Origin of the sequence: Murinocardiopsis flavida, from assembly GCF_003014485.1 — a bacterium.
Lineage (GTDB): Bacteria > Actinomycetota > Actinomycetes > Streptosporangiales > Streptosporangiaceae > Murinocardiopsis > Murinocardiopsis flavida.
On record NZ_PYGA01000014.1, the window covers coordinates 148,283 to 172,402 of the forward strand.

The following is a 24,120-nucleotide window of genomic DNA, read 5'->3' on the forward strand; positions in this document are numbered from 1 at the left end:
AAAACGATAGACCTCCCCCAGACCCCCCGCAAAGCCGCACCCCTCACCTCCGGACGCTTGCACCTCGCCCGCCACGATCGGACCCGACCGGCGCACAGCGACCATCGGCGACGCCTGCGAAGGGGGGTCGTGATGGACTTCTGGTCGACACCAGGCCAGCTAGGGTCGGAACACGTGTGCTCTGTGCCAGTCGAGGAAGTCATGGCCGGGTCGGTCCACTCGCCGTTCCGGAAGACCGATCGGTTTGCCGTTCAATTCCTCGAATTCCGCCGATTCACCGAACTCTGTGCTGAGACGGCCACTCACCACCACCCGGTAGTCCGCGTCGATTCCCAGATATCCCCGATCGAACAAGGTGTGGACGTCGGATCGGAACAGGATTCCATTGTCCAGCCGATGTTCACCCTCAGAGGTGACGGGACGGATATGCGCCGCCTGGAGTGTGGGACGTACACGGCTGCCGGTGACCGCACAACGTCCGTCGTAGGCGTCGAGTACGACCCCTTTGAATGCGGATTGGCCCAGGCGGCGGGGCCGCGGGGCCGGCTCGCCGAACATCCGTCCCGGACGGTGCCAGGTACGCGTGTCGGCTTCGACATTGACATTGCCGCCGGCGCCGAAGAGCACGTCCGCAAACCGGAGAAAGAACTCCGTGTGCGGGCCGGGCTCAAGGTCGTAGCCCTTCCCCTGGACGATGCTCGGCGCGAACTCCGGAGGCGGGCCGAAGTGGGTGCCCTGGGGGAGGAACCTCGGGCTGTGGAGCAGGACGCACCCGATGACGGGGTCATCCTCGGCGATGGGATCACCGCGATAGCCACCGATGCGCTCCCTCATCGCGTCGAGGCTGGGCTGCCCGTTCCCTTCGGCGTAGATCTCCCAGGCCTCAGAGACCCTGAGCCGCGCGAATCCGGCGTAGACCGCTCCGCCGATGAGCTGGTTGTGCGGGTGATGGGACTTGAAATAGAAGGGCTCGCCGGGTCTGAGCACGCGGAAGGCGGTCTTCGCCGAGGGGCGCCAGAAGTTGATCTCGTCCAGTTCGGGGCGTGCGGCGAGAAACTCGTACCAAGAACTGTCGGTCACTCCGACATAGGCCTTCATATCGGTGATTATGCAAGGCGCGGGCTCCCACCGCATTCGGCTGAGGTCAGCGCCATCACCGCCCCCGGAGGGCCTGGCCCGCCTGGAAGCGGCGTCTCGGCGGCTGTACGACGGACACGGGCACCCGTGCCGGGCTTGCGCATCTACAACCAGCGCTCCACTTGGTCTCGCGGTGTGTTCTCGTCGACGTGCCACAGCCGCTTTTCCTTGTCCCAACGGGCCCGGACCTGGGTCTTCGCGAGTTCCTTGTCGTCGTAAGGGACGTTGAGGTAAAGGCGGCCACCGACGATGTCGCCGACCGCGACGCCGTTCGCCTCCGCCGCGCCGGACGTCTCGCGACGGTGTTGGGATGCAGGGTGGTGCCGAGGTCGGGCGGGCCGTTCCATCCGGGCCCTTTCGACGATGTGGCGCACGCGCGCGCAGGAATCCGGGTCGGTGATCCGCATCATGAGGTCGGTGGGTCCGGTGTTGGCCATCAGGTTCAGTGATCCGTGCCAGAGCACCTCGCCGTCGATGATCAGGACCTTCTCGTGCATGCGCTCACGAGTGGCGACCTTGCACCCGGCGCCTTCGATCTTCTGCACCTGGTGCGCCGCGCGGGTGCCCTTCTCATGCGCCTGGGTGTGCACGGTCACGGCGAGGCCCTGAGCCGCGCGGGGCGCCAGGCGCCTGAGCCATAGGTCGACCGGGTTCGGGTCGAGGAAGGGGCAGTAGACGTCGATGCTCGTACGCGCATACGCGATATCCCACTCCACCGCGCGCCGTACCTCGTCCGCGGGGAAGAACGCCGGACGGGCCAGTTCCTCCGCACTCAGGCCGGAGAGGTCCGCGGCACTGCGGAACGGGACGAGGTCGTCGACGGAGAGGGCCTGCGCGTACTGCTCCAGGTGGTCGAGCATGCGCAGCGTCTCGCAGCCTGCTGCGAGGCTGCCCCGGAGGTAGGCCACGTCGGCGACGACCACGAGGTGGTCTTGGGCGCGGCTGAGGGCCACGTTGAGCAGTCGGCACGTGTTCGACGACAGGCCGGCGCCTTCGTAGAAGTAACCGGGCTTCTGCCCCGCTCCGGCGACGGTGTCGATGACGACAAGGGGGCGCTGGCTCCCCTGGAAACGGTGGACGGTGTCGACGAGGCCCTCGTAGTCGGTGCCGAAGCGGTACTTCAGGCTGCGTTTCAGCGCGGTGACCTGGTCGCGGTACGGGGCGATGACGGCCATGCGGTCCGTTGGGCGCTCGCCGCCGCCCAGGTCCGTGGCTTTGCGTGCGGGGAGGACCGTGTCGTACTGCAACCCGCGGATGAGTTCGTGGATCACCGCTTCGTGCACGTGGTTCGACTTGTGGGCGCCATTCCTGTTCTTGGTGGCGCCCATCCGTCGCGCCCCGGTGTCGACCAGGATCAGCGGGCTGTCGATCAGCGGAGAAATGGGGAGCCTGCTGCCGCCGGGCCGCCCGGTGACCAGCGGCGCGTCGGGGTAGGCGACCTCGTTGACCACCGCGCAGATCGTCGAATCCATGCGGTACTGGGTGTCGAGCCGCACAAGCCGCGGGTCGCCTTCGAGTGCCCGTCCGTCGCGGATCAGCCCGGCGGCGTGGAACGCGTCCCGATCCATCCATTGTCGCGAGTGGGCCTGCTGTTCGGGCGAGGCCGACCGGGACCCCGACCCCTTCGTGACCGCCGGAAGCTGGCGGAAGTCGCCCGCGACGATCACCCTGCGGCCGGCGAGCCCGGCGGCGCACCAGGCCGAAGGGAGGTCCACCATCGCGGCCTCGTCGATGACGACGACGTCGACCGCGTCGATCAGGCTCCGGGTCTGAACGGCCTTGGACACGGTCGCGCCCATGACACGGCAGTTCTTGCGTACGGATTCGGCGACCTTGCGGCGTTCCTCGTCGAGGTGCCGGATCTGCTCCTCCAGGTCCTCGGACTGCGAGCGCAACCGTTCGACCGGTGCCACGCCGCGGAGCCGGTGGGACAGTTCGTCGAATCGCTGCTTCGCGGCCGCGATCGACGCAGTGAGGCGTCGGGCCCGTCCTGCCGCGTCCGACTGCTGTCCCTGGTAGTACGCTGCGGCGGCCCTGTGTCGGCCCGCGTCCGCACGCAGTTGGTCGAGCCGGGCCGCCGTCCGCTTCGCGAACAGCCCGGAGGGCGGTCCGGTCTCGCTGATCTGCTGTTCGACCGCCCATCCCTCTGCGGCGGCGTTCCTCGCCCACTGCTCGGACTGGGCGGATTCCGCTTCCGCACGCTGCTGGTCCGCGCTCAGGGTGCGCAGCCCGTCGGACGCCGCGGCCGCTTCCTCATGTAGTGCCAAGCCCTCCTTGACGGTGTCCAGTTGCCGCCTGACCTGCTCGGCGTCCGCGGTGAAACGGGCTTCCAACCGCCCGATGACGACGGCGGTACTGATCATCGACCCGTACTGCTCGGACAGCGCGGGGAGCGCGATGGTGCCCGCTCGCTGGACGAGGCCCGTGTCGAAGTCCTCCTCGCCTTCCACGAGTTCGCAGACGCGCTGGAGCGCCTGGTCGACGGCGACGTTGGTGGGGGCGAGGAAGAGGGTCCGGAGCCCTTGGTGCAGGGTGCCCTCGACGATCCGGCTGACGACCTCGGTCTTTCCGGTGCCGGGCGGTCCCCAGATGAAGGCGGTGTCGCTGGAGAGGGCCTGTTCGACGGCCCGGCGCTGCTGCGGGTTCAACGGGAGGCGGTCGTAGTCGGCGATGAGGTCCTGCGAGCGGGCGTGCCGCTGGATCGCGGGGGTGCCGGCACCGAGGATGCGTCCCGCCGTGGTCAGGTTCACGGGGCTCTCGTCGGTTCCGGCGAGACCCATGCGGTCGAGCAGGGCCCGGAGGGCGGCCGTGTCGTCCTCACGCAGCTGCGCGTTGCCCGGTTTCGCACCGAGGTCGGCGCCGGTACTCACGTGGACCGTGCCGTCGGGAAACCGGGAGACCTCGGCCGCTTCCCATGCGGCGTTCGACCTGGACGGCCGGATCAGCACATCGTTCGGTTGGAAGGAGTCCTTCCACGATCGGCAGGCGAAGATGTACTCGTGCGTGTCGCCGCCGGTCTCACCGGTGGTGACGCGGCGTCCGCTGTGCAGCGCGACCTTCTCTCCGCTGCCTGCGTCGCTCAGCGACGCCTTGATCTCTGCTTCTACGGCTCGGATGAAGTGGGGGACAGGATGGGGGAGACCCTGTGACTGTGGCAAAAGTCGCTTCCAGATGCAGAAGGGATTCGACCGGCCATTCTATTGCCGATGGGAAGCTCACATGCTGTTGGTGATCATCCGATTGCAGAGTGCTTCGCATGCGTGCGTTCGGTGATTTTTATGTGGTATGAGCTGTTTGACGGTGCTCATTGCGGGTCTCGCATAATGGACCGCGTGCGCGCTGTGGTCGGCGCCGAACCACGGCAAGCAAGGCTTGGAGATCATGACCCCTCTTGAGGACACCGACCCCGCCTCCATTGGACCGTTCACGTTGCGCGCCCGGCTCGGTGCCGGGGGCATGGGGCAGGTCTACTTCGGCGAGTCGCCGGCCGGGCAGCTCGTGGCGCTCAAGGTCATCGGGGCCGACCTCGGCGATGACGACGCGCGCAAGCGCTTCGCGCACGAAGTCGAGTCGATGCAGAAGGTGTACGGACCGAACGTCGCCGGGCTGATCGACGCCGACCCGCACGCCGATGTCCCGTGGCTCGCCATGGCCTACGTCGCGGGGCGCTCGCTGCACCAGCAGGTCGCGCACCGCGGGGTCCTCCCCGTCGAGCTGGTCGCGAGCCTGGGCGCGCTGCTGGTCGAGGGGATGCGCGTCATCCACAAGGTCGGCCTGCTGCACCGCGACCTCAAGCCCGCCAACGTCATGCTCGCCGCGGACGGCCCGAAGATCATCGACTTCGGACTGGCGACGCTGGCCCGGCACAAGGTCCGGCTCACGAATACGGGGGCCCTGGTGGGGACGCCCATCTGCATGGCGCCCGAGCAGCTCGCCGAGAGCGACGAGTTGGGCACTCCGATGGACGTCTACGCGCTCGGCGTGTGCCTCCTCTTCGCCGCCGCGGCGAAGTTCCCTTACGACGCCGACACCCAGATGGCGCTGCTCTACAAGATCGGCCAGGCCGATGTGCCGCCGGACCTCGGCGGCGCGCCACTCGGACTCCGCCCGCTGCTGGCCGCGATGCTGGCGCACGACCCGGCCGACCGCCCCACCCTGGACCGTGTCGCCGAGGAACTCCTCCGGATCGTGGCGGACGCGGGGCTGAGCGCGAACCAGGCGCGGGTTCGACTGGTGACCCTGACCTCCAAGGGTGTCGTGGAGCCCGACCAGAGCTTCCCGCCCGCACCGGTCGCACCGGAGGAGGCCGCCGAGCCCGGCTCGGCGGACGGGCAGGCGTCGGAGTCCGCGGACACCCCCGAACCCGGTTGGCCGGGTCAGGCCACGCTTCCCTTGGACGAGCTGAGCGACCCGCAGGCCACTCTGCCGTTCTCCGGCGGCCAGGGCGGCAGCGCCGGTGGCGAACCGCCCCCGACCTTCGTCGAACCCACCGCCCCGCTCACAGCGCCGACCACTCCGGACGAGCGGCCCCGGGCACGTCAGCCGAAGCGCCGCGCGCAGTCGGCCGCCGGGGCGCGGCGGGTCGCCGAGCGGTTGCGCGCCGCCTACGCGCGCGACGCCTCACTCTGACCGCTTCCCGTGATGGGCCCGTCCCTCGCTGCTGTTTCCCGGGCGGGCCCGCTGTTGGGAGTGCCACAATGCGCTGAAGCGCGTTTTGTCGTGTTTTTCGCGGAGGAGGAGCCGGTGGCGGAGCAGGAGCACGGGCGGTTGGCCCCCGGGGCGCAGATCGAGGTGCGCGGCGAGGAGTGGCTGGTCCGCAGCGTGACCGCCACGGCGGAGGACGGCGACAAGGTCCGCGCGACCGGTGTGTCGGAGTTCGTCCACGGCCACGAGGCGACGTTCTTCACCGCGATCGACCGGGTCGTCCCGCTGCTGCCGGAGCACACCGAACTGGTGGCCGACGGCAGCCCGCGGTTCCGCCGCAGTCGGCTCTTCCTCGAAGCGGTCCTGCGCAAGACCCCGCTCCCGCAGTCGGAGCGCCGCCTCGCGCTGCCGGACGGTTTCCTCCTCGAAGACCTCCCCTACCAGCACCGGCCGGCCGAGCTGGCGCTCAAGGGCCTGCGCCCACGGGTGCTGATCGCCGACGTGGTGGGCCTGGGCAAGACCCCCGAGATCGGGCAGACCCTGGCCGAGCTGATCCGCCGGGGCCGGGGCGAGCGCATCCTGGTGGTCACGCCGCAGCACATCCTGGAGCAGTTCCAGCACGAGCTGTGGACCCGCTTCGCCATCCCGCTGATCCGGCTCGACTCCGTCGGTATCCAGCGCATCCAGCAGCGCATCCCCGCGGGCCGCAACCCTTTCACCTACTACAAGCGCGTGATCATCTCTGTCGACACCCTCAAGAGCGCGGGCCAGTACCGCCACCACCTGGAGAACATCCACTGGGACGCGGTGGTGATCGACGAGAGCCACAATCTGATCAACCGCGGCAGCGCACGCAACCAGCTCGCCCGGGTCCTCAGCCCCCGCACCGACGCCCTCCTGCTGGCGAGCGCCACCCCCCACAACGGTGACAAGAAGTCGTTCGCGGAACTCGTGGGGCTGCTCGACCCGGCCGCCATCGCCGACCCGCAGGACTACTCGACCGCGGACATCGAGCACCTCTACATCCGCCGCACCAAGGTCAGCCCCGAGGTGCGCGACCAGATCGGCAGGAAGTGGGCGCCGCGCGGCCCGTCGCTGCCGGTGCGCTGCACCGCGACCGATGCCGAGGAGCGGGTCTTCGCCGAGCTGGCCGGGACCTGGCTCGCCGGCCCCGACCGCGGTACCCCCGTGGTCGGAAAGGAGCGCAGGCTCTTCCCTTACACGCTGCTGAAGTCGTTCCTGTCCTCGCACCGGGCGCTCGCCGAGACCGCCACCAACCGGCTCAAGAACATCGCCTCGAAGCCCGAGCCCGGGTTGGAGCCGGAGCGCGCGGCGCTGGAGCGGCTGCGCGACCTCGCCGCAGGCATGACCGACGCCGATTCCGCGAAGCTCGACGCGCTCGTCGCGGAGTTGCAGGCCATCGGCGTCGGTCCTCGCAGCGACACCCGGGTCGTGGTGTTCTCCGAGCGGGTGGCCACCCTGAACTGGCTGAAGGAGACCGTTCCGGCCCGGCTCGGCTTCACGGACACGCAGGCCGAAGGCGCCGCGCTGGTCATGGACGGCAGCGTCTCCGACACCGAGCAGCAGCGCATCGTCGAGCGGTTCTCGCTCGCCGACGACCCCGCCCGCCTGCTGTTCACCGGCGACCTCGCGTCCGAAGGGGTGAACCTGCACCGGCAGTGCCACCACCTCGTCCACTACGACATCCCGTGGAGCCTGATCCGGATCGAGCAGCGCAACGGGCGCATCGACCGCTACGGGCAGCGGCACAGCCCCGAGTTCCGCGCGATGATCCTCACCTCGGCGGCGGAGGACGCCAAGGACGACACCACCGTCGCCGAGAAGCTGCTCGCCCGCGAGGACGAGGTGCACCGCCGCACCGGCACGGCCGAGACCGTCACCGGTACCTTCGACGGAAAGGTGGAGGAGGAGCGCCTCACGTTCGCTCTGCTCACCGGCGACACCATCGACGAGGCGATCAAGACCGTCGCGGCGCGCTCCGACGACCAGCTCACCGCCATGATGGGGATGGTGGGCGCGGCCGCGGTCGGCGCCGAGGCCCCGCACGAGTACGCGCCGGTGCCCACCCTCTTCGGCGGCACCCGGGCCTTCGCCGACGACGCGGTCGCCGAGCTCTACCCCGACGCGGAGACCAGGATCGGGCTGCGCCGCGAGGACACCGACCACGGCACACTGGTGGCGTTCGAGCCGCCCCGCGACCTGCTCCAGCGGCTTTCGGCGCTGCCGCCGTCCTACCTCAAGGAGCAGGCGGTCGCGCAGAAGCTCCGGCTGACCTTCGACAAGCCGCTCGCGCAGAGGAGTCTCGACAAGGCCCGCGACTCCGGGACGACGCTGTGGCCGCACATTTCCTACGTGAGCGACATCCACCCGTTCGTGGAGTGGCTGGTCGACAAGCTCCTCGTGCGCTTCGGCAAGCAGCAGGCCCCGGTGCTCACGGCCCCGGTCGCCGAGCCCGTCTTCCTGGTGCAGGGCATGTACTCCAACGCGGGCGGCCGTCCGACCGTGGTCGCCTGGATGGCGGTCACCGGGTTGGAGGACGGTGCGCCGCGCGTCCGCCACGACATGGTCGAGGTACTCGGCGAAGCCGGTGTCGGCCCGTCCTTGAGCAACGACGGCCGCGAACCCGGTCTCGCGCCGCTGCAAGCCCTGGTGCCCGCCGCCGTCGCGGCCGCCCGCGGCCACCTGGAGGAGCAGCGCCAGGTCTGGGACGACGAGGTGGCCGCCCCGTTGGAGGCGCACCTCAAGCGCCTGCGGGTCTGGGAGCAGACCGCGCTGGACCTCACCGGCACCACCGCGGCCCGCAAGGAGAAGGTGAGCGCGACAGCCGCCGAGCAGCAGCGGCTGGTGGCGTCGTTGCAGACGACCGGCGCGCCGCTGCTGCGGGTCCTCGCCGTCCTCGCCCCGCAGGACCGCTGACACCCCGCCTGAACCCGCATCCCCCGGCGGACCGGCCCGAGCCCCGGCCGCCCACCCTGGAAGGCCCGACCGTGAGCTTTGAATCCCTCGTCAACCGCGGCGACTACTTCTCCCCGCACTACCTCGCCGAGGTCATGCCGCGCGACCTCAAGGCGCAGAAGAAGGAGCGTGACAAGGCCCGCGCCGAGGGCAGGCCCGTACCGGACCCGCGCGCCGGCCTGACCGCGTTCCGGCAGCGCTTCTTCGCCGCCCGGCCCCAGCTCGCCGAGGGCGCCGCCAAGTACAACGCCGACGACGGCGTCGGCCCCGACACCGAGCGCGAGACGTGGGTACGCGCGCTGCGGTTGCACCACCGGCACCTGCTGGCCGCGCTGGGCTTCACGGCGTTCGACGAGGACGCTGAGCCGCCGGTCGACCCCGTCGAGCTGACCGTGGCCCAGGCCGGGGCCGAGCACGCGGTGCCGGTCGCGTTCGCCGAGACGGCGGGCGGAGCGGGGGTCGTTGCGGTCGAGTGCGGGTGGGCGTCGACCGTGGACGAGGCGTTCGACACGCTGGACGCGGGCCGCCTGCTCGACCGCGTCCACCTCGACAGCGCCAAGGACGTCAAGGACGGCGCCTCTCTCGCCACATTCCTGTTCGGTGCGGAGGATCCGCCGCGCTACGTCCTGCTGCTCGCGGGCGGCGTCGTCGTCCTGGCCGATCGGACGCTGTGGGGTGAGGGGCGCTACCTCGCGGTGAGCCTGAACACCGCGTTCGACCGCAACGACACCGCCCCCGGCGGGGAGATGGAGCTCGTCGCCGCCCTGTTCGGCGCGGCCTCGCTGCGCCCGCCCGCGGAAGGCGGCGCCGCGCCGCTGGCCGACCTGGTGGCGAAGTCCAACCAGCACGCCGTGGGCGTCTCCGACACGCTGCGCGACGGCCTGCGCCGCAGCGTGGAGGTCATCGCCAACGAGGTCCTGGACCGGATGCGCGCGCAGGGCGTGCGTCCCGAGGACATCGACCGCCCCGACGAACTGGGCCGCGACCTCGCCCGGGAGTCGCTGCGCTACCTGTACCGGGTCCTGTTCCTGCTCTACGCCGAGGCCCGCCCGGATCTCGGCATCCTGCCCGCCGACGCCCCCGAGTACGCCGAGGGCTACGGCCTCGCGGGGCTCGGCGACCTGGTGGACCTCGCCGGCCCGAACCTGCTAGGCGACCGGTCGCGGGAGAGCCTGTACCTGTACGAGTCGCTGGACCTGCTGTTCCGCATGGTCAACGAGGGGCACCGGCCGCGCGGCGGCGCGGCCGTCGCCGAGGACGCCAGTGAGGACGAAGGGCTGCGCTTCGAACCGCTGGAGTCGGAGCTGTTCCGCCCGAGCAGCATCCGCCTCATCGGCGCGGCGGTGCCCAACCCCAGCTACGAGCGCAACGCCGCCGAGGGCGTCGAGCAGCCGCGCACCATCGACACCCGGCTGCGCAACGTCGCCCTGCACCGGGTGCTGCGCAACCTCATGCTCGCCAAGGGGAGCAAGCGGGGCGAGCGCGGCGGGTTCATCTCCTACGCCCAGCTCGGCATCAACCAGCTGGGGGCGGTGTACGAGGGGCTGATGTCCTACACCGGGTTCATCGCCGCAGAGGAGCTGTACGAGGTCGCCAAGGGCCGCGACCCCAAGGACGGGTCGTGGATGGTGCCCGCGTCCAAGGCGGGGGAGTACGAGCGGTACCTCGTCCAGCACACCGACGAGGAGACCGGCGCCAGGACCGCGCGCCGCTACCCGGCGGGGACCTTCGTCTACCGCCTGGCAGGGCGCGACCGGCAGACCAGCGCCTCCTACTACACACCGGAGTCGCTGACCAAGGTCACCGTCGAGCAGGCGCTGCGCTACCGGCTGTACGACAAGGGCAAGCCGGAGGAGGGCGTGCCGGAGGTCCCCGCTGCGGACCTGTTGAGGTGGAAGATCTGCGAGCCGGCGCTCGGGTCGGGGGCGTTCCTCAACGAGGCCATCAACCAGGTGGCGGCCGAGTACCTGCGCCGCCGCCAGGGGGAGCTGGGGACGGTCATCCCGCCCGACGAGTTCCCCACGGAGTTGCAGAAGGCCAAGGCCTACATTGCCCTGCACAACAGCTTCGGCGTCGACCTCAACAGCACGGCCGCCGAGTTGGCCGAGGTGTCGTTGTGGCTGAACGTGATGCACCCGGGATTGCAGGCACCGTGGTTCGGGCTGCACCTGCGCCGCGGAAACTCGCTGATCGGCGCGAAGCGCAGCGTCTACGCGGGCGCCGAGTTGGCGAAGGGGCGGTGGTTGAAGACCAAGGACACCCTGGTACCGACGGATCTCCCGTTCCGTGACGGCGCATTGCCCGAGGGCGCCGTCCACCACTTCCTGCTCCCCGCCCAGGGGTGGGCGGCCGTGGCGGGGGAGAAGGAGGCCAAGGAACTCGCCCCGGTGCAGAACGCGGCGCTGAAGAACTGGCGCAAGGACATCCAGAAACCCCCGGCGGCCAAGCGCAAGCAGGGGCAGAAGCTCACCCAGGTGCAGCGCCTCCAGGGGGTGGCCCGCCGGGCGGAGTACCTGTGGACCCTGGTCCAGAAGCGCCTGGAGCTCACCGAGGCGGCGACCGGGCGGCGCGTGGACGTATGGGGAGCGGACGACCTCGCGGCCCCGCCCGAGGGAATGACGCAGCAGCAGCGCGAACAACTGCTGGAGGAGTTCCGCGCGCCGGGAACCCCGTACTGGCGGCTGAAGCTGGTGATGGACGCCTGGTGCGCGCTGTGGTTCTGGCCGCTTGACAAGGTCGACCTGCTCAATGGGAAGGCAGCCGCATATCAAGAACCGGACAAGACGAAAGCGGCGGTAGTCGCCCAGCAGAAGGGCCGCCGCCGTCGAGTCATCGCATTGAAGGAGCTCGATGACTGGATCGACTTCACCGAGGCGACCCTCGGAGCCGGCGACCTGGCAGCGGAAACGCTGGCCCCGCAGTTCACCGACCTCGACGCTCTTGCCGAGCACGAAGACCAGCTCACCGTCTGGATGCTCATGGACAGCTATTCACGGCTGGAAGAGCGGTTCCCCTGGCTGACGGTCGTGCAGGAGATCGCGAATCAGCAGGGCTTCTTCCACTGGGAGGTGGAGTTCGCCCAGGTCTTCGGGAGTGAGGCGGGAGGCTTCGACCTCCAGGTGGGGAACCCACCGTGGGTCCGGCCGGACTGGGACGAGTCGGCGCACCTGGCGGAGTTCGAACCGTGGTTCCAGCTCACGGAGAAGGCCGCGAATTCGGAGAAGGTGGAGCGGCGGGAACAGGTGCTCGGTGCTCCCGGGGCGTTGGAGTACGTGACCCACGAGCGAGCAAGTACGGCGGCCACGCGCGATTTTCTGTCGTCACCACAGATGTATCCCCCATTGGGTGGTACACAGCCAGACTTGTATCGGGCCTTCATGTGTACAACCTGGTCGGGAATGTCCACCGCAGGTGCTGTTGGTCTGGTACACCCCGACACCCATTTCAGTGGAGTCCGAGAATCCGAGCTACGCGCTCAATCCTATTCTCACCTGAGAATGCACGCAGACTTCCACAATGGTGGAAACCGATTTTTCCCGCCACCGGTTGGACACCCAAGTCATTTCGGGGTGCATGTCTATGGGGTCTCCAAAGAGATCGAGTTTGACCATCTTTCTTGGCTCTGGTCTACGGAAGCGTTGAGGAACTCCTTCGATAATGACGGCACCGGGACCACTCCTGGTGTTAAGTTCCAGGGGCATTGGGACGAGCGTCCGCACAGGGCTCGGATTATTCGTGTTGACCGGGAGACGCTTGCTCTCTGGCAGAAGGTGACAGGCGAGGATGACCGCCCAGTCGAGCATGCCAGGCTTCTCTCGCCTGTGAGTACTGACGAGGCGGAGGCGCTCGAAGCGTTGGCGCAGGCCCCTGCTCGCCTTGAACGGTTGCAGCCGCAAATTTCCGGAGGGTTCCACGAACTTGGTGCGAAGAAGGACGGGTTGATCGATTACGGCTGGCACTCTTCGAGTGACTGGTCCGAGGTCGTATTGCGTGGGCCGCATATCGGACTGGCAACACCGTTCTACAAGAGTCCGACAGAAGAGGGGAAGACATCGCGCGCAACGGACTTGAACGCTCTCGCCGATGGCGGGGTGCCGGACAGTGAGTACCTGCGACAGGTGGACTGGCGTTCCTATGAGGACGCGCAGGACCGCTGGCTCGACCATCGAACCTGGACTGAATTGTGCGCCGATCCCGAGCAGCGCGACGAGGCGCGAAGGATACATGCAGAACGCGCGGGGGTCCTCCAGGGCGAGGTGACGGACGAGCAGATCGAGAAGGTACTCGCCGAGCGTGCTCGCCGTCCCTACAGCACCTTCTACCGCCTCGCATGGCGACGAATGATCGCTCCAAACACCGAGCGGGCACTCTACGCGGCTCTCATCCCACCAGGGCCGGTACACATCCATCTTGTCCACAGTCTGGCGCTGCCGAGCCATCGAGAAACCGTGCTGACGGCAGGATTCTGGAGTGCCCTGCCGCTCGACTACTACCTGCGCGCGGTCGGCCGAAGTGACCTCCAAGTCGCCGATGCGAAGATCATGCCCGCCGGGCTCCCTGATCACCCGCTCGCCTCCGCGCTGCTGCTGCGCACGCTGCGGCTTAACGCACTGACCAACGCATACGCCCCGCTCTGGGCTGAGCTGTTCGAGAGCGAATGGCGGTTCGAGGAGTGGGCCATCGGCTGGCCCGGTCTTCCGCCCCTGAGCGTCGTTGGTCCCGAGTGGGAACGCTCCACACCCCTGCGCACCGACCGGGCGCGCCGGGCCGCCCTGGTCGAGATCGACGCCCTCGTCTCCGTCTGGCTCGGCATCAGTGCCGACGCGCTCGAAGCCATGTACCGCGCCCGCTTCCCCGTCCTTGAGGGCTACGAGTCCGAGACCTGGTTCGACGCGGACGGCCACAAGATCGCCAAGAGCCACAACGCGTTCGGTGAGAAGCAGTTCGCCACAGGCCAGGCCAAGGAGGTCTGGGCCCAGCTCTCCTCCCATCCCGACTTCTACGACCCGGACAGCCCCCAGGCCAATGTCCCGGAGGGCTTCACCGGCCCCATGTACAAGGCCGACCGCATCCGCGAGATGCGCGAGGCCCACCACGTCTTCTCCGAACGACTGGAGCGGGCGAATCCCAGTGCCTAGGAGTAGTGGTCGGAAGCTCCGATCGGAGGTCTCGCAGCTTCGGCCGGGTCATCGTCCTGATCGTCGGCTCGGTCACGACAGTGACGTTCTAGCTCAATGGTGAGCTAGAAGAAGCGATGTCTAGCTCACCATTGAGCTAGAAGTGAGTTAGAAGATGAGGTACACACAGGTTCAGCGACTGTGCGGTCGGGGCGCCAACCGATATCGCGTCCACCGGCCTTCGCCGTGGCGCGTAACCTTGCCTTCCTTGATCAGTCGCGTGAGTAGGGTGCGTGCCTGCCACGGGTTGAGCTGGCACAGTTGGGCGACGTCGGAACTCGACACTTCATCGTTGGCCTGGAGAAGTTGGAGGACCATCTGCTCTTGTCGGATGGGCTCGAACCCCTTCAGCCGTACGTAGCCGGCGCTGTCCCCGAGTTGGCGGTACACGGTGCCTGAGAGGTGGTAGACGCGGTTCTGAGTGGCGCCGCGTGCCTCGATCCATCCGCGCTCGGTCATGCGCCGAAGGACCCGTTTGGCCTGATCTTCGGACATCTGGATGAGTCCGGCCGCCTCTGACGTGCTGACCTCCCTCTCGCGCGTCAGTTCGTTGAGAAGTTGCAGATCGGGAAGCTTCAGTGATTGGTCGGCGCGATCCTGTTCTAGGACGAACCGTGTCACGGCAAGGTTCGCGGGTTCGCCGGGAAGCACGGCGACCACGGCGGTTTCGGTGGTTCGGCCATATTCGGGAGCCGACCGGCCGAACCGCAGTTGCTGCTCGAACATGCGGTTGATTCCTCGACCGGTCCGTTCCACGAGCCTTGCGCGTTTGAACGCATCGGCGAGCACCGGGTTCCGTGGGTGCGGGGGCGTCACGAGGATGTTGTCCAGGCGGACGCCTTCAGGAAAGCCGCCTGGACTGCTGATCTCCAAGTCCTCGTCGTGCCACTGCACATGGACCGCGCCTCGTCGTGAGTAGTCGCGGTGGATGAAAGTGTTGGCCAGGGCTTCCCGGAAGGCGATCTCCGAATACTCGGGGAGGGCGACACGTTGCAGGCCGAAGTCCATCTCCTCTTCGGTATTGCGGAACTGGAACTGGCGGAGGAAGTCCTCGGCGAGCCTGAGCAGCGGCCAGCGGAAGAAGTCGTTCATGCGTACCGCGCTGCCGGTCAATACCTGGAACGCGGCCTCATGGTTGGGAACGAGTCTGCGAAGCGAATCCGCTTGGGTGCCGAGAGCGTCCTTGGCCCGCGGTAAACCTGGGCAAGGCTGGGGGTGTGGCCTCGGCTTCATGCCGGGGGTGGGTGCCGAGAGCGTCCTTGGCCCGCAGCAAACCTGGGCAAGGCTGCCGGGAAGCCTGCGCAGCAGCGACGGCCGAAGCAGACCCTGGGTTTCGACGCCCGGGCCCCGCCACGCACTGATCGCGCGGAGGCGGAACCGTGGTGCTGGCGCGGGCGGGGCTCCCCGGGCATGGTTGCGGTGGATTCCGTGCGGTGCCAGGCCCGGCAGTCGTCGTTCAAGGTGCGATTCGGCCGTCGCTGCTGCGCAGGCACCCCGGCAGCCTGGGCACCGGCTCCTTGGGTCAAGGACGCTCTCGCCCCCGGACCTCAGTATTCCCGGACGCTCTCGCCCCCGGACCTCAGTATTCCCGGACGCGCTCGTCCTCGGACGTCGGGGCTCGTGGACGCGCTCGTCATCGGACGTCAGCGCCCGCGGACGCGCTCGCTCGCGGATGCCTGCGCCCGGTCCGCGCAGTGCCGCGTCGCGGCAGCGCACCGTCATTTCGGGGTTGCAGAGCCCGCCGTCGGTTGGGTCATCGGAGTCGTGAAATGACCTCGTTCCTATTGAGGCGGCGGCATCGCGCGACCTGTGCATTTCACAGGTGGGGCCGGATTCGTTCGCGTACTGCGTTGAGGCTTAGGCCGACGCTTTTGCCTATGGCGGTGAAGGTCTCCCCGGCGCGGTAGCGGTCGGCGAGTTCGGGGCCGCTTACGCCGATGTCGCGGGCCACGCGCCCCACGACGGGGACGGTGCCGCGGCGCGCACGCAGGCGTTCGCGCTGCCGGACGGCGATGACCGTGACGTTCTTGGTGCGCGGTTTCTTGCCCCGCACGTCGTTGCCCCATGGGCGGGACGGCGTCTCGCCCTCGTGCCACAGGGCGAAGAACGCCTTGCGGGCGCGCGAGATCAGCGCGTAGTAACTGCCCTTGGTGACGCCGAGGGACTCGGCGGCGTCGGCGTAGCTCTCATGATCCGCAAGAGCGAGGAGCACGCGGCGGTGCTGTTCGGGCAGCACCGCCCAGATCTGGGCGAGGGCGGTGCGGTCCACGATCCGGGCTTCCGGGCCGGGGACCGGGTTCGCCGACAGTGCCCAAAATCGCTCGAACCCGGCGAGGGTGCGGCTCTCGTACCCCCACGCGCGGCCCCGGAAGGAGTTGTACCGCTGTACATGGTCGGTGATCGCGCTCCACCCGGCGGTGACCAGCTCGCCGCGGGAGGGCGGGGCCGAGCAGGAGTAGAGGTGTTCGGCGATCGCCGACCACGCCACTTCCGCCCGTGTGCCCCAGTCCAGTCCACCCGGCCACCGGATGGTGGATGCGGCGAGGCGCGCGATGTCATCGATGTCGGCGCGGCTGAACCCGTGCCGGAGGGGCTCGTGGTGGGCGTCGTGGGCACGGTCGGTCGCGGGCATGGCGGTGAACGCTCCGTTGGAGTGCGGTCGGGCATAGGAATGCCCGGGACGTGTTCGATGGAGGGCACGGGGATTCGGCGGAAGCGCCTGGGACCGTGCCGGGGGAGGGGCGAGCGGGGGACGGCTTACGCGCGGTACGCGGCGTGGAGGCTCGCCCTTCCGATGCCGGGCGGTGGGTTCGGTGCCCGAACGGAGGAGCTGGTCAGGCGGAGAGCGCCGCGAAGGGTCTGTAGAGGGGCGACTCGAAGGCGGCCCAGACCGCGTGGCCGCCTTCATCGGTGCGGGAGCAGCCCCACAGGTCGCAGACGTCCGCGACGAGTCGGAGCCCGCGGTGGCCGATGGCGAGGGGAGCGGGGTCGGCGAGCCTGGGCACACGCGGGCGGCCGGTCGCAGGATCGGTCAGCGGCCCGTCGTCGGTCACCGTGAGGACGACGAACCCGGTGCGCAGGGCGGAGATGCTGACGGCGACCGTGCCGCCTTGCCCGCTGCGGGTGTGCCGGCAGGCGTTGCCGAACAGTTCGGAGATGACGAGTTCGGCGTCGTCCACGACGTGGGCGAACGCGTGAAGGGCCGTTCGAGTGCGGTGACGCAGGCCAGGGCACTGCGTGGGATCGCCGGGACAGCGCCAGAACTCGGAGACGGCGACGAGTCGGCCCGTGCCGACGCCGCTCATCACGTGGGCCTCGCGCAAGGGTGCCCACGCCTAGGTAGTTGGCGTACAGCCAGCCGGGCGGTCGAATCGGCGGCAAAGTAGACCATGCCTTACTCCTTGAGGGCTGTCGTGACCATCGAACACACTCAATGATGCAGTGGAATCCACCATCTATCAAGTAGAATCGTGGAATCCACACGGTGAATCTTGGCGTTGCTGCCCTAGACTCGCTTTCATGCCAGCTCCCCACAGCCCCAGCGTTCGCCGTCGTCGGCTCTCAAGTGAGCTGCGTCGACTCCGGGGTGCTAAGGCTCTGACCTTGGTGGAAGCAGCGAAAAGGGTCGGCTTGGGCAAGTCCAATCTGAGCAAGATCGAGTCAGCCGAGTCCAAGACTGTCCCAGCCGCGACGCTGGACAAGCTGTTGAACCTCTACGGCGTAACAGACGGTGACGTCCGCGAGAGTATGCATGAGTTGGCTCGACTCGCCGGAGAGAGGGGCTGGTGGGCCAAGTACAGCGGTATGCTTCCGACTAACTTGGCCGACTTCGAGGTAGAGGCGTCTGAGTTTCGAACCTTTGAGGCTCAGGTAATTCCTGGTCTGCTGCAAGTGGCGGATTATTCTGAAGCTGTCATCAACGCTGACAAGACTCGAGATGCTGAAGAGATCGCTAAACGAGTGGCGGCTCGCCTAAAGCGTCAGGAAATCCTTAATAGGGTAGATCCGCCCACGTACTCAGCGGTTCTCGATGAGGCGGCACTGCGCAGGATGGTCGGATCGGCACACGTCATGCGTGCTCAACTAAGACATCTGACCCACATGTCTGCACGTCATAACGTTCATATCCACGTGCTTCCGTTCTCAGCCGGAGCGCATCAGGCGACTGAAGGAAGTTTCGTTATCATGGATTTCGCCGATCCGCGAGATTCGAGCATTGCCTACGTAGAGACATCTTCGTCAAGTCTCTATATGGAAGAAGAGCGTGAACTTGAACAGTTTAACGCCGCGTTTCGAGCAGTAAGAGCGGTGGCTCTTGATGAAGAACAATCATTGTCAAGTATCGAGGACATCATTAAGTCGTTGGAAGAGTGAGTCGGTTGGCTGACGAGCGAGCATGGCGTAAGAGCAGCTACAGCGGAGTGAACGGCAACTGCGTAGAGGTGTCGCTAGCGTCGTGGCGCACTAGCTCCTACAGTGGCACTAACGCGAACTGCGTCGAGGTCTCCGACCTCCCCGGATCCTCCGCCGTCCGCGACTCCCGCCATCCGCAGGACGCCGTGCTCCCCTTCCCCTCCACCGAGTGGGCGGCGTTCGTCGCCGGTCTCGTCCGGACGTAGATCAGACACGACACACCAAGCCGCCGACTCATGGCGCGTGAGGGAATCGGACTCGGGCATCCACGCATCCGTGAGCCATGAGGCTGTATTTTACTTGCTGTTTAGTGCCCGATTGTGACGAAAACCTTCCTGGATGGCGTCCAAACTGCATACGATGGCCCCGGTCGGCGTCATGGTGACGCGTAGTAAGGAGGCTGGGGCATGCTGCTGAGGTTCCGAGTTGCGAACCACCGGTCGATACGTGAAGAACAGGAACTGTCCCTGGTCGCCGTCCCCAGGCAGGGTGAAGCCAAGCCAAAGGCGTCCGAGATCCCGCGGACTGTGCGGGTGGCCGGCATCTACGGGGCGAATGCCTCAGGAAAGTCCAATGTCCTCGATGCCCTGCGCTGGATGCAGTGGGCGCTTCGGGGCTCCTTCACGAGTTGGTCGCCCGACGGCGGCGTGCCGAGGACATGTTTCACCCTGGACGAGGAGTCCAGGAAAGCCCCGTCCTTCTACGAGGCCGACCTGGTCGACCGCGGAGTCCGGTATTCCTACGGGTTCGAGGTCACCGACCAGGAGGTGATGGGCGAATGGCTTTTCGCCTTCCCCAAAGGACGCCCGCAGCGGATGTTCGAGCGGAGCAAACATGAGCAGGAGGAGGACTACAGGTTCGGTCGGTCGCTGACGGGGGAGCTTCAGCAGATCCGCCGGCTGACCCGGCCCAACGCGCTCTTCCTGTCCACAGCGGCGTCGAACAACCACAAGCGCCTATCCCGTCTGTACCGCGCCATGACCCAGCACCTCAAGGCGGCGACGCAGAACTCCGTGGAGGAACAGTCCCGCACGAGGTTCACAACCTCGCTCCTGGCTGAGGAGGAGACCGCCGACCAGGTCAATCGCCTAGTCCGGATCGCTGACCTCGGTATCAGCAGAGTCCGTATGGAGAAGAAGCCGGTCGATGAGGAACTCCTGGCCCGATTGACTCGCTCCTTCGAACCCGAAGGGTTTCCCAAGGAGTTCTTTCAAACCATGCGGGACGATCTCAGCACGACACTCATATTCACGCACGCGTGTGCCGGACAGCCGGGTGAACTGTCGATCGACGAAGAGAGCGACGGCACCCGATCGTGGATTTCTCTTGTCGGCCCGCTCATTCAAGTGCTGCGTCAAGGCGATGTGTTCCTCGTCGATGAGATCGACTCCAGCCTGCACCCGATGATCTCCTCCACCATGATCAAGATGTTCAAGGACCCTGACATCAACCCACGGGGTGCCCAACTGATCTTCGCCTCCCACGACACCACGCTTCTCGGTACCATGCTCGAAAACAAGCTGCTGGATCGGGACGAAGTTTGGTTCACGGAGAAAGACGCCCACGGTGCGACCTCACTGTTCTCGCTGGCCGAGTTCCGTCCTCGGGGTACCGAGAACGCCGAGCGCGGCTACCTGCAAGGCCGCTACGGCGCAGTTCCCTTTGTGGATTTCTCCGAGATCCGCTCGCTTTTTCGAGCGATTCACGGTGTCGCCGATGAATCGGCCGAAACGGTTGAAGAAGAGCCTGCGCCGGTCATCGCTGGTCCGTGAGTCGAAAGAGCGGATCCTCGTGGTCTGCGAGGGGGAGGTCACCGAGGTCCAGTACCTGAACGGCCTCAAACAGCTGTTCAGCGCCCTGCCCGTCGATGTGGTGCCGGTCGGTAAGGGCGGGACCCCCGAACAGGTGGTCGACCTCGCCTTAGCGAAGCAAGCCGAAGCGGAGGATCGGGCCGAGCGGGCCAACGACGGAAACCTCAACTTCGACCAGACGTGGTGCCTGGTCGACGTCGATGAGCACGTGCGCATCCCCGAAGCCCTTGCCCGCGCGCGGAGAGCGGGGGTCAAGGCCGTTGTCTCCAATCCGTGCTTTGAACTGTGGCTGCTCTACCACTACCAGGATCTACAAAGCACATTGCACCGTGCCGTGCTGTGCGAGAAGCTTCGGAACTACATCAGGGGATACGACAAGCACCTTCCCTTGGATTTCCCCTACGACCGCCACGACCTGGCGAAGAAGCGCGCCTTGCGTGCCGCCGCCGACCACACCGCGACCTGCTCCCGCGGCAATAACCCCTCGACCAACGCGTGGCTGCTGGTCGAGGCGATCCAGCGGGCCGGCAAGACGAAGGAGCGGTGAGCACGGGTGGAGCCGCATCCGCACAGCGGAGTGAGCACACCAGGCCGGACCACTGACGTCTGCCCGTGGCGTCCGGTCAACATAAGGCAGCCAATACGGACACGCTGACTGTGCAATAAGCGTCGTCAATTATTCACTCATGCCGATGGATACCAACGGCCACCAGTGGACAATCCCGCTGTGTGGCGCCCGAATCGATAATTCGGATCCGATGGTTTGTCCTGGTCGTCGCGGTTGCGGTACTTGGTGTTCGTACACCGCCCGTTCAGAAGCCGGATACCTCGTTTCCCGATCCTCGCCGGCTGTTAACCTCCGTTAGGTCCGGGAAGGGCTTCGGTCCCGTATCCGCGGCGCGCGAAATGAGGACAAATGAAGCTCACGATGCTCTACAAGGACCAGGGCTCCGGCGGCGGCGGATGCCCGAGCGTGTACCTCGCAGACAGTGGCGAGTTCGTCGTCCAGGGCATCCAGCTCGATGCCGAAAGCCTTGCGGCGCTTGAGAACCCGCTCCCCGGCGAGACAGCGGTGCGCATAGCGCCCGAGGTGATCCTTGGAGCCGTGGAGCGGTACCAGTCCGGGGCTTGATTGAGGAGGGGAAACGCATTGGGCACGAGGTTCGAATCGCTTGACGACCCTGGATTCCAAGGCCTGTTCGACGATTTCGAATACAGCGCCTATCGGCTGGAGTCCTTGCAGGTCTACGGGGTTCCATACGAACTCGCGGAGTTTGAAAGGTTTCGTTCCGGCGAGGCTCGCGGGGAATTTCCGGGGATCGCCGAATGGGCGGAGCGTGTCGCCAGACGCACTCGGGAAGGGCGACGGTTCCACCGCGTGCATGTTGTTATCGAACCCCTGTCCGATTATGTGCGTTTCGAATGCGCCTGGTGCTATCGCCACACCGTGGCTGCCGGCGAGGAGGTACGCATGCTCGCGGTCGCCGAAGGCCAGTGGCCCGAAGGGCTACCGCAGGCCGACTACTGGCTGTTCGACTCCGCCCGCCTGGTGCGGATGGACTACGCCGACGACGGCACCTTCATCGCGGCCGAGGTGGTCGACGACCCCGAGCAGGTCGTGGCCGCGAACGTCCAGCGCGACAGGGCGGTGTACCTCTCGGTGCCTTTCGGCGACTTCGCAGCGGATTTCGACGATCTGATGCGTCGGCGATGAGGAGCGGTGTACCGCTTACCCAGCCGCGTGGCGAGACGACATGGGAGAGACAACCCCGATGGCGGACAACGAGATCACCGACGCCTCGGGCGCAGTCGTTCAGGCCGGTGCGGTCCACGGCGATGTCCACATCTCCGCAAGCGGTCGGCAGACGCAGACCACCCCGCATCAGCTTCCACTGAACGTCAACGGCTTCGTCAACCGCCGCGGCGACCTCGCGACGCTCGACGCGCTCGTGGTCGCCGCGGCAAGCCACCAACCGCCCGGCTGGACCGCGCCCATGGTCGTCTCCACCATCGCGGGGGCACCCGGTATCGGGAAGACAGCGCTGGCGGTGCACTGGGCGCACCGGGTCCGGTCCGATTTCTCCGACGGCGATCTCTACGTCGACATGCGCGGCTATGGCCCCGGCCCGAGGGTCGAGGCGGTCCAGGCTCTCGACACCCTCTTACGTGCGCTGGACGTCACCCCCGACCGCATACCGGTCGACCTCGACGGGCGCGCTGCGCTGTTCCGGTCACTCCTCAGCGGCAAGCGGGTGCTGGTCCTCATCGACAACGCGGCCAGCGCCGATCAGGTCCGTCCTCTACTGCCCGGGTCGCCGGAGTCGTTGGTGCTCGTGACCAGCCGGAGCACACTTCCCGGACTCGTGGCACGCGAAGGAGCGTCGCGAATGGTGCTCGACATACTCACCCCCGACGAGTCGCTGACACTGCTGCGGCAGATCGTCGGCGCGGAGCGCGTCGACTCCGAGCCGGCCGCCGCACGCCGGCTCGCGCAACTGTGCGTCCACTTGCCGCTGGCGCTGCGCATCACCGCGGAGCGCGTCAACTCCAGGCCGCGCGCGGCACTGTCCGACTTCGTCGCCGAACTTTCCGACGAGAAGGAGCGACTGGATGCACTCGGATTCGAGGACGACGAGTTGAGCGACGTGCGCGCCGCCTTCGCGGCGTCCTACAACAACCTCGACCCCGACGCGGCACGGCTGTTCCGCCTGACCGGGTTGCACCCCGGCAACGAGTTCGGCGTCCACGCATGCGCCGCCATGGCGGACATCAGCACGTCGGCGGCCCGGCGGCTGCTCGACCGGCTTGCGCGGGTCCACCTGGTCAGCGAGACGGGGACCGACCGCTACCGCTCCCACGACCTGCTGCGCCTCTACGCCGCCGAACGCGCCGCCGAGGACGAGACGCCAACGGAGCGCACCACGGTGCTGCGCCGGATGCTGGACTGGTACCTCCGCAGCGTCTACAACGGGCACCGGGTCATCCTCCCGGCCTTCCGCGAGCTGCCGCTTCCGCCCCCTGAAGGCTCGGCCGATCCGCCGGCCTTCGACTCCGTCGACGACGCCATGCGGTGGTTCGAGACCGAGCGCTCGAACCTGGTCGACGCGGTCCGGATCGGCACGGCAGGCGGCCTGCACGATCTCGGGTGGCGCCTTCCCGCCGTCATGTACGGATTCTTCGAGCTGAGGGGCTACTGGTCGCAGTGGCGCGACATCCACCTCCTCGGCCTGGAAGCCGCGGACGCCGCCGACGACGACCACGGCCGTGCCTGCAACCACCTCGGTCTCGGCGACGCCAACTGGTTCCTCCAGCGGATCCCCGAGGCGTTCGACTGCTACCGGCGGGCGGTTGATGAAGGGCGCCGGGCCGGGGACGGCTGGGTGGAGGGCTTCGCACTTCGTCAGATCGGCGTCCTGCTCCAGGAGCAGGAGCGCTTCGCCGAGGCGATCGAACGCGTCGAAGAGGCGCGGGCGGTCTTCGAGTCCACCGACGAGCGACGCGGGAACGGTATGGCCCTGCTCACGCTGGGCGATTGCCACCGCGGTCTCGGACATACCGGGGAGGCCGTCCGGTATTGCGAAGAGGCGGTCGCCCTGTTCCAGCGGATCGGCGACACCTGGAGCGTCGCGTGGGGCCGCTGCGCGCTCGGCCGGGCACTGGCAGGGCCGGGACGGTGGGCCGAGTCGCTCTCCGCCTACGAGGAGGCGTTCGCCACCTTCCGCGCGTTCGGGGACCGCCGCAACGAACTGCGTGCCCTCGTCGGAATGGGGGAGGCGTGCACCGCCGCCGGGTGGACGGACGATGCACGGAGGCACCTGGGCGCCGCGATGGAAATCGCCGAGGAACTGGGCGACGACGAGGTGGCGGACCTCGCAGCCCGGATCGAGGCGCTGTCGGCCGAAGCCGAGTAGGCCGCGACGGGGACCGGATCGAGGCGCTGTCGGCCGAAGCCGAGTAGGCCG

At 67.5% G+C, this 24,120-nt stretch carries 15 protein-coding genes; 10 read left to right on the top strand and 5 right to left on the bottom strand.

Annotated features, from left to right (window positions below):
- Window positions 1-159: 159 nt before the first annotated feature.
- Together CLV63_RS19780 and CLV63_RS19785 are read right to left on the bottom strand one after the other, a co-directional pair.
- Window positions 160-1,098 (bottom strand): HNH endonuclease, encoded by a 939-nt coding sequence (locus CLV63_RS19780; RefSeq protein WP_106584684.1) that lies wholly within the window; start codon window positions 1,096-1,098, stop codon window positions 160-162.
- Between the two features lie 143 nt (window positions 1,099-1,241).
- Window positions 1,242-4,295 (bottom strand): AAA domain-containing protein, encoded by a 3,054-nt coding sequence (locus tag CLV63_RS19785; protein ID WP_211301384.1) that lies wholly within the window; start codon window positions 4,293-4,295, stop codon window positions 1,242-1,244.
- Window positions 4,296-4,518: 223 nt separating this feature from the next.
- Here CLV63_RS19785 and CLV63_RS19790 point away from each other — a divergent pair, with 223 nt between their 5' ends.
- From CLV63_RS19790 to CLV63_RS19800, 3 genes are all read left to right on the top strand, one after another.
- Window positions 4,519-5,766 carry a serine/threonine-protein kinase gene (locus CLV63_RS19790; RefSeq protein ID WP_146165613.1) on the top strand — a complete coding sequence of 416 codons (1,248 nt, stop codon included), beginning with the start codon at window positions 4,519-4,521 and terminating at the stop codon, window positions 5,764-5,766.
- A gap of 114 nt (window positions 5,767-5,880) precedes the next feature.
- Window positions 5,881-8,718, top strand: coding sequence for a helicase-related protein (locus tag CLV63_RS19795; protein WP_245928918.1), 2,838 nt, complete (start codon window positions 5,881-5,883; stop codon window positions 8,716-8,718).
- A 71-nt stretch (window positions 8,719-8,789) separates the two neighbouring features.
- A complete protein-coding gene (locus CLV63_RS19800) occupies window positions 8,790-13,895 on the top strand; it encodes a restriction endonuclease (protein ID WP_106584642.1) in 5,106 nt (1,701 codons plus the stop codon).
- A gap of 171 nt (window positions 13,896-14,066) precedes the next feature.
- Here CLV63_RS19800 and CLV63_RS33665 read toward each other — a convergent pair whose 3' ends face one another.
- The 3 genes from CLV63_RS33665 to CLV63_RS19815 form a co-directional block, all read right to left on the bottom strand.
- Window positions 14,067-15,026: an ATP-binding protein gene (locus CLV63_RS33665; protein ID WP_170134277.1), complete on the bottom strand. Its 960-nt coding sequence runs from the start codon at window positions 15,024-15,026 to the stop codon at window positions 14,067-14,069.
- A gap of 724 nt (window positions 15,027-15,750) precedes the next feature.
- On the bottom strand, window positions 15,751-16,566 hold the full coding sequence (locus CLV63_RS19810) for an RNA polymerase sigma factor (RefSeq protein ID WP_170134278.1): 816 nt from the start codon (window positions 16,564-16,566) through the stop codon (window positions 15,751-15,753).
- A 202-nt stretch (window positions 16,567-16,768) separates the two neighbouring features.
- Window positions 16,769-17,257 carry an ATP-binding protein gene (locus CLV63_RS19815; protein ID WP_245928919.1) on the bottom strand — a complete coding sequence of 163 codons (489 nt, stop codon included), beginning with the start codon at window positions 17,255-17,257 and terminating at the stop codon, window positions 16,769-16,771.
- A gap of 196 nt (window positions 17,258-17,453) precedes the next feature.
- Here CLV63_RS19815 and CLV63_RS19820 point away from each other — a divergent pair, with 196 nt between their 5' ends.
- The 7 genes from CLV63_RS19820 to CLV63_RS19850 all read left to right on the top strand — a co-directional run bounded on the left by CLV63_RS19820 (window position 17,454) and on the right by CLV63_RS19850 (window position 24,069).
- The gene (locus tag CLV63_RS19820; RefSeq protein WP_106584646.1) at window positions 17,454-18,308 is read left to right on the top strand and encodes a helix-turn-helix domain-containing protein; all 855 of its coding nucleotides are present in this window, start codon (window positions 17,454-17,456) and stop codon (window positions 18,306-18,308) included.
- A 5-nt stretch (window positions 18,309-18,313) separates the two neighbouring features.
- Window positions 18,314-18,553: a DUF397 domain-containing protein gene (locus tag CLV63_RS19825; RefSeq protein ID WP_106584686.1), complete on the top strand. Its 240-nt coding sequence runs from the start codon at window positions 18,314-18,316 to the stop codon at window positions 18,551-18,553.
- 201 nt (window positions 18,554-18,754) lie between these two features.
- Window positions 18,755-20,119 carry an AAA family ATPase gene (locus CLV63_RS19830; protein ID WP_106584647.1) on the top strand — a complete coding sequence of 455 codons (1,365 nt, stop codon included), beginning with the start codon at window positions 18,755-18,757 and terminating at the stop codon, window positions 20,117-20,119.
- Window positions 20,064-20,705 (top strand): RloB family protein, encoded by a 642-nt coding sequence (locus CLV63_RS19835; RefSeq protein WP_245928920.1) that lies wholly within the window; start codon window positions 20,064-20,066, stop codon window positions 20,703-20,705. The genes CLV63_RS19830 and CLV63_RS19835 overlap by 56 nt, the downstream gene beginning before the upstream one ends.
- Before the next feature lie 369 nt (window positions 20,706-21,074).
- A complete protein-coding gene (locus CLV63_RS19840; protein WP_106584648.1) occupies window positions 21,075-21,290 on the top strand; it encodes a hypothetical protein in 216 nt (71 codons plus the stop codon).
- A gap of 18 nt (window positions 21,291-21,308) precedes the next feature.
- Complete coding sequence (locus CLV63_RS19845; protein WP_106584649.1) at window positions 21,309-21,872, top strand: DUF6879 family protein; 564 nt, start codon at window positions 21,309-21,311, stop codon at window positions 21,870-21,872.
- A 40-nt stretch (window positions 21,873-21,912) separates the two neighbouring features.
- Entirely contained in the window at window positions 21,913-24,069 is a 2,157-nt protein-coding gene (locus tag CLV63_RS19850; RefSeq protein WP_245928921.1) for an ATP-binding protein, read from the top strand.
- The last annotated feature ends 51 nt before the right edge of the window (window positions 24,070-24,120 follow it).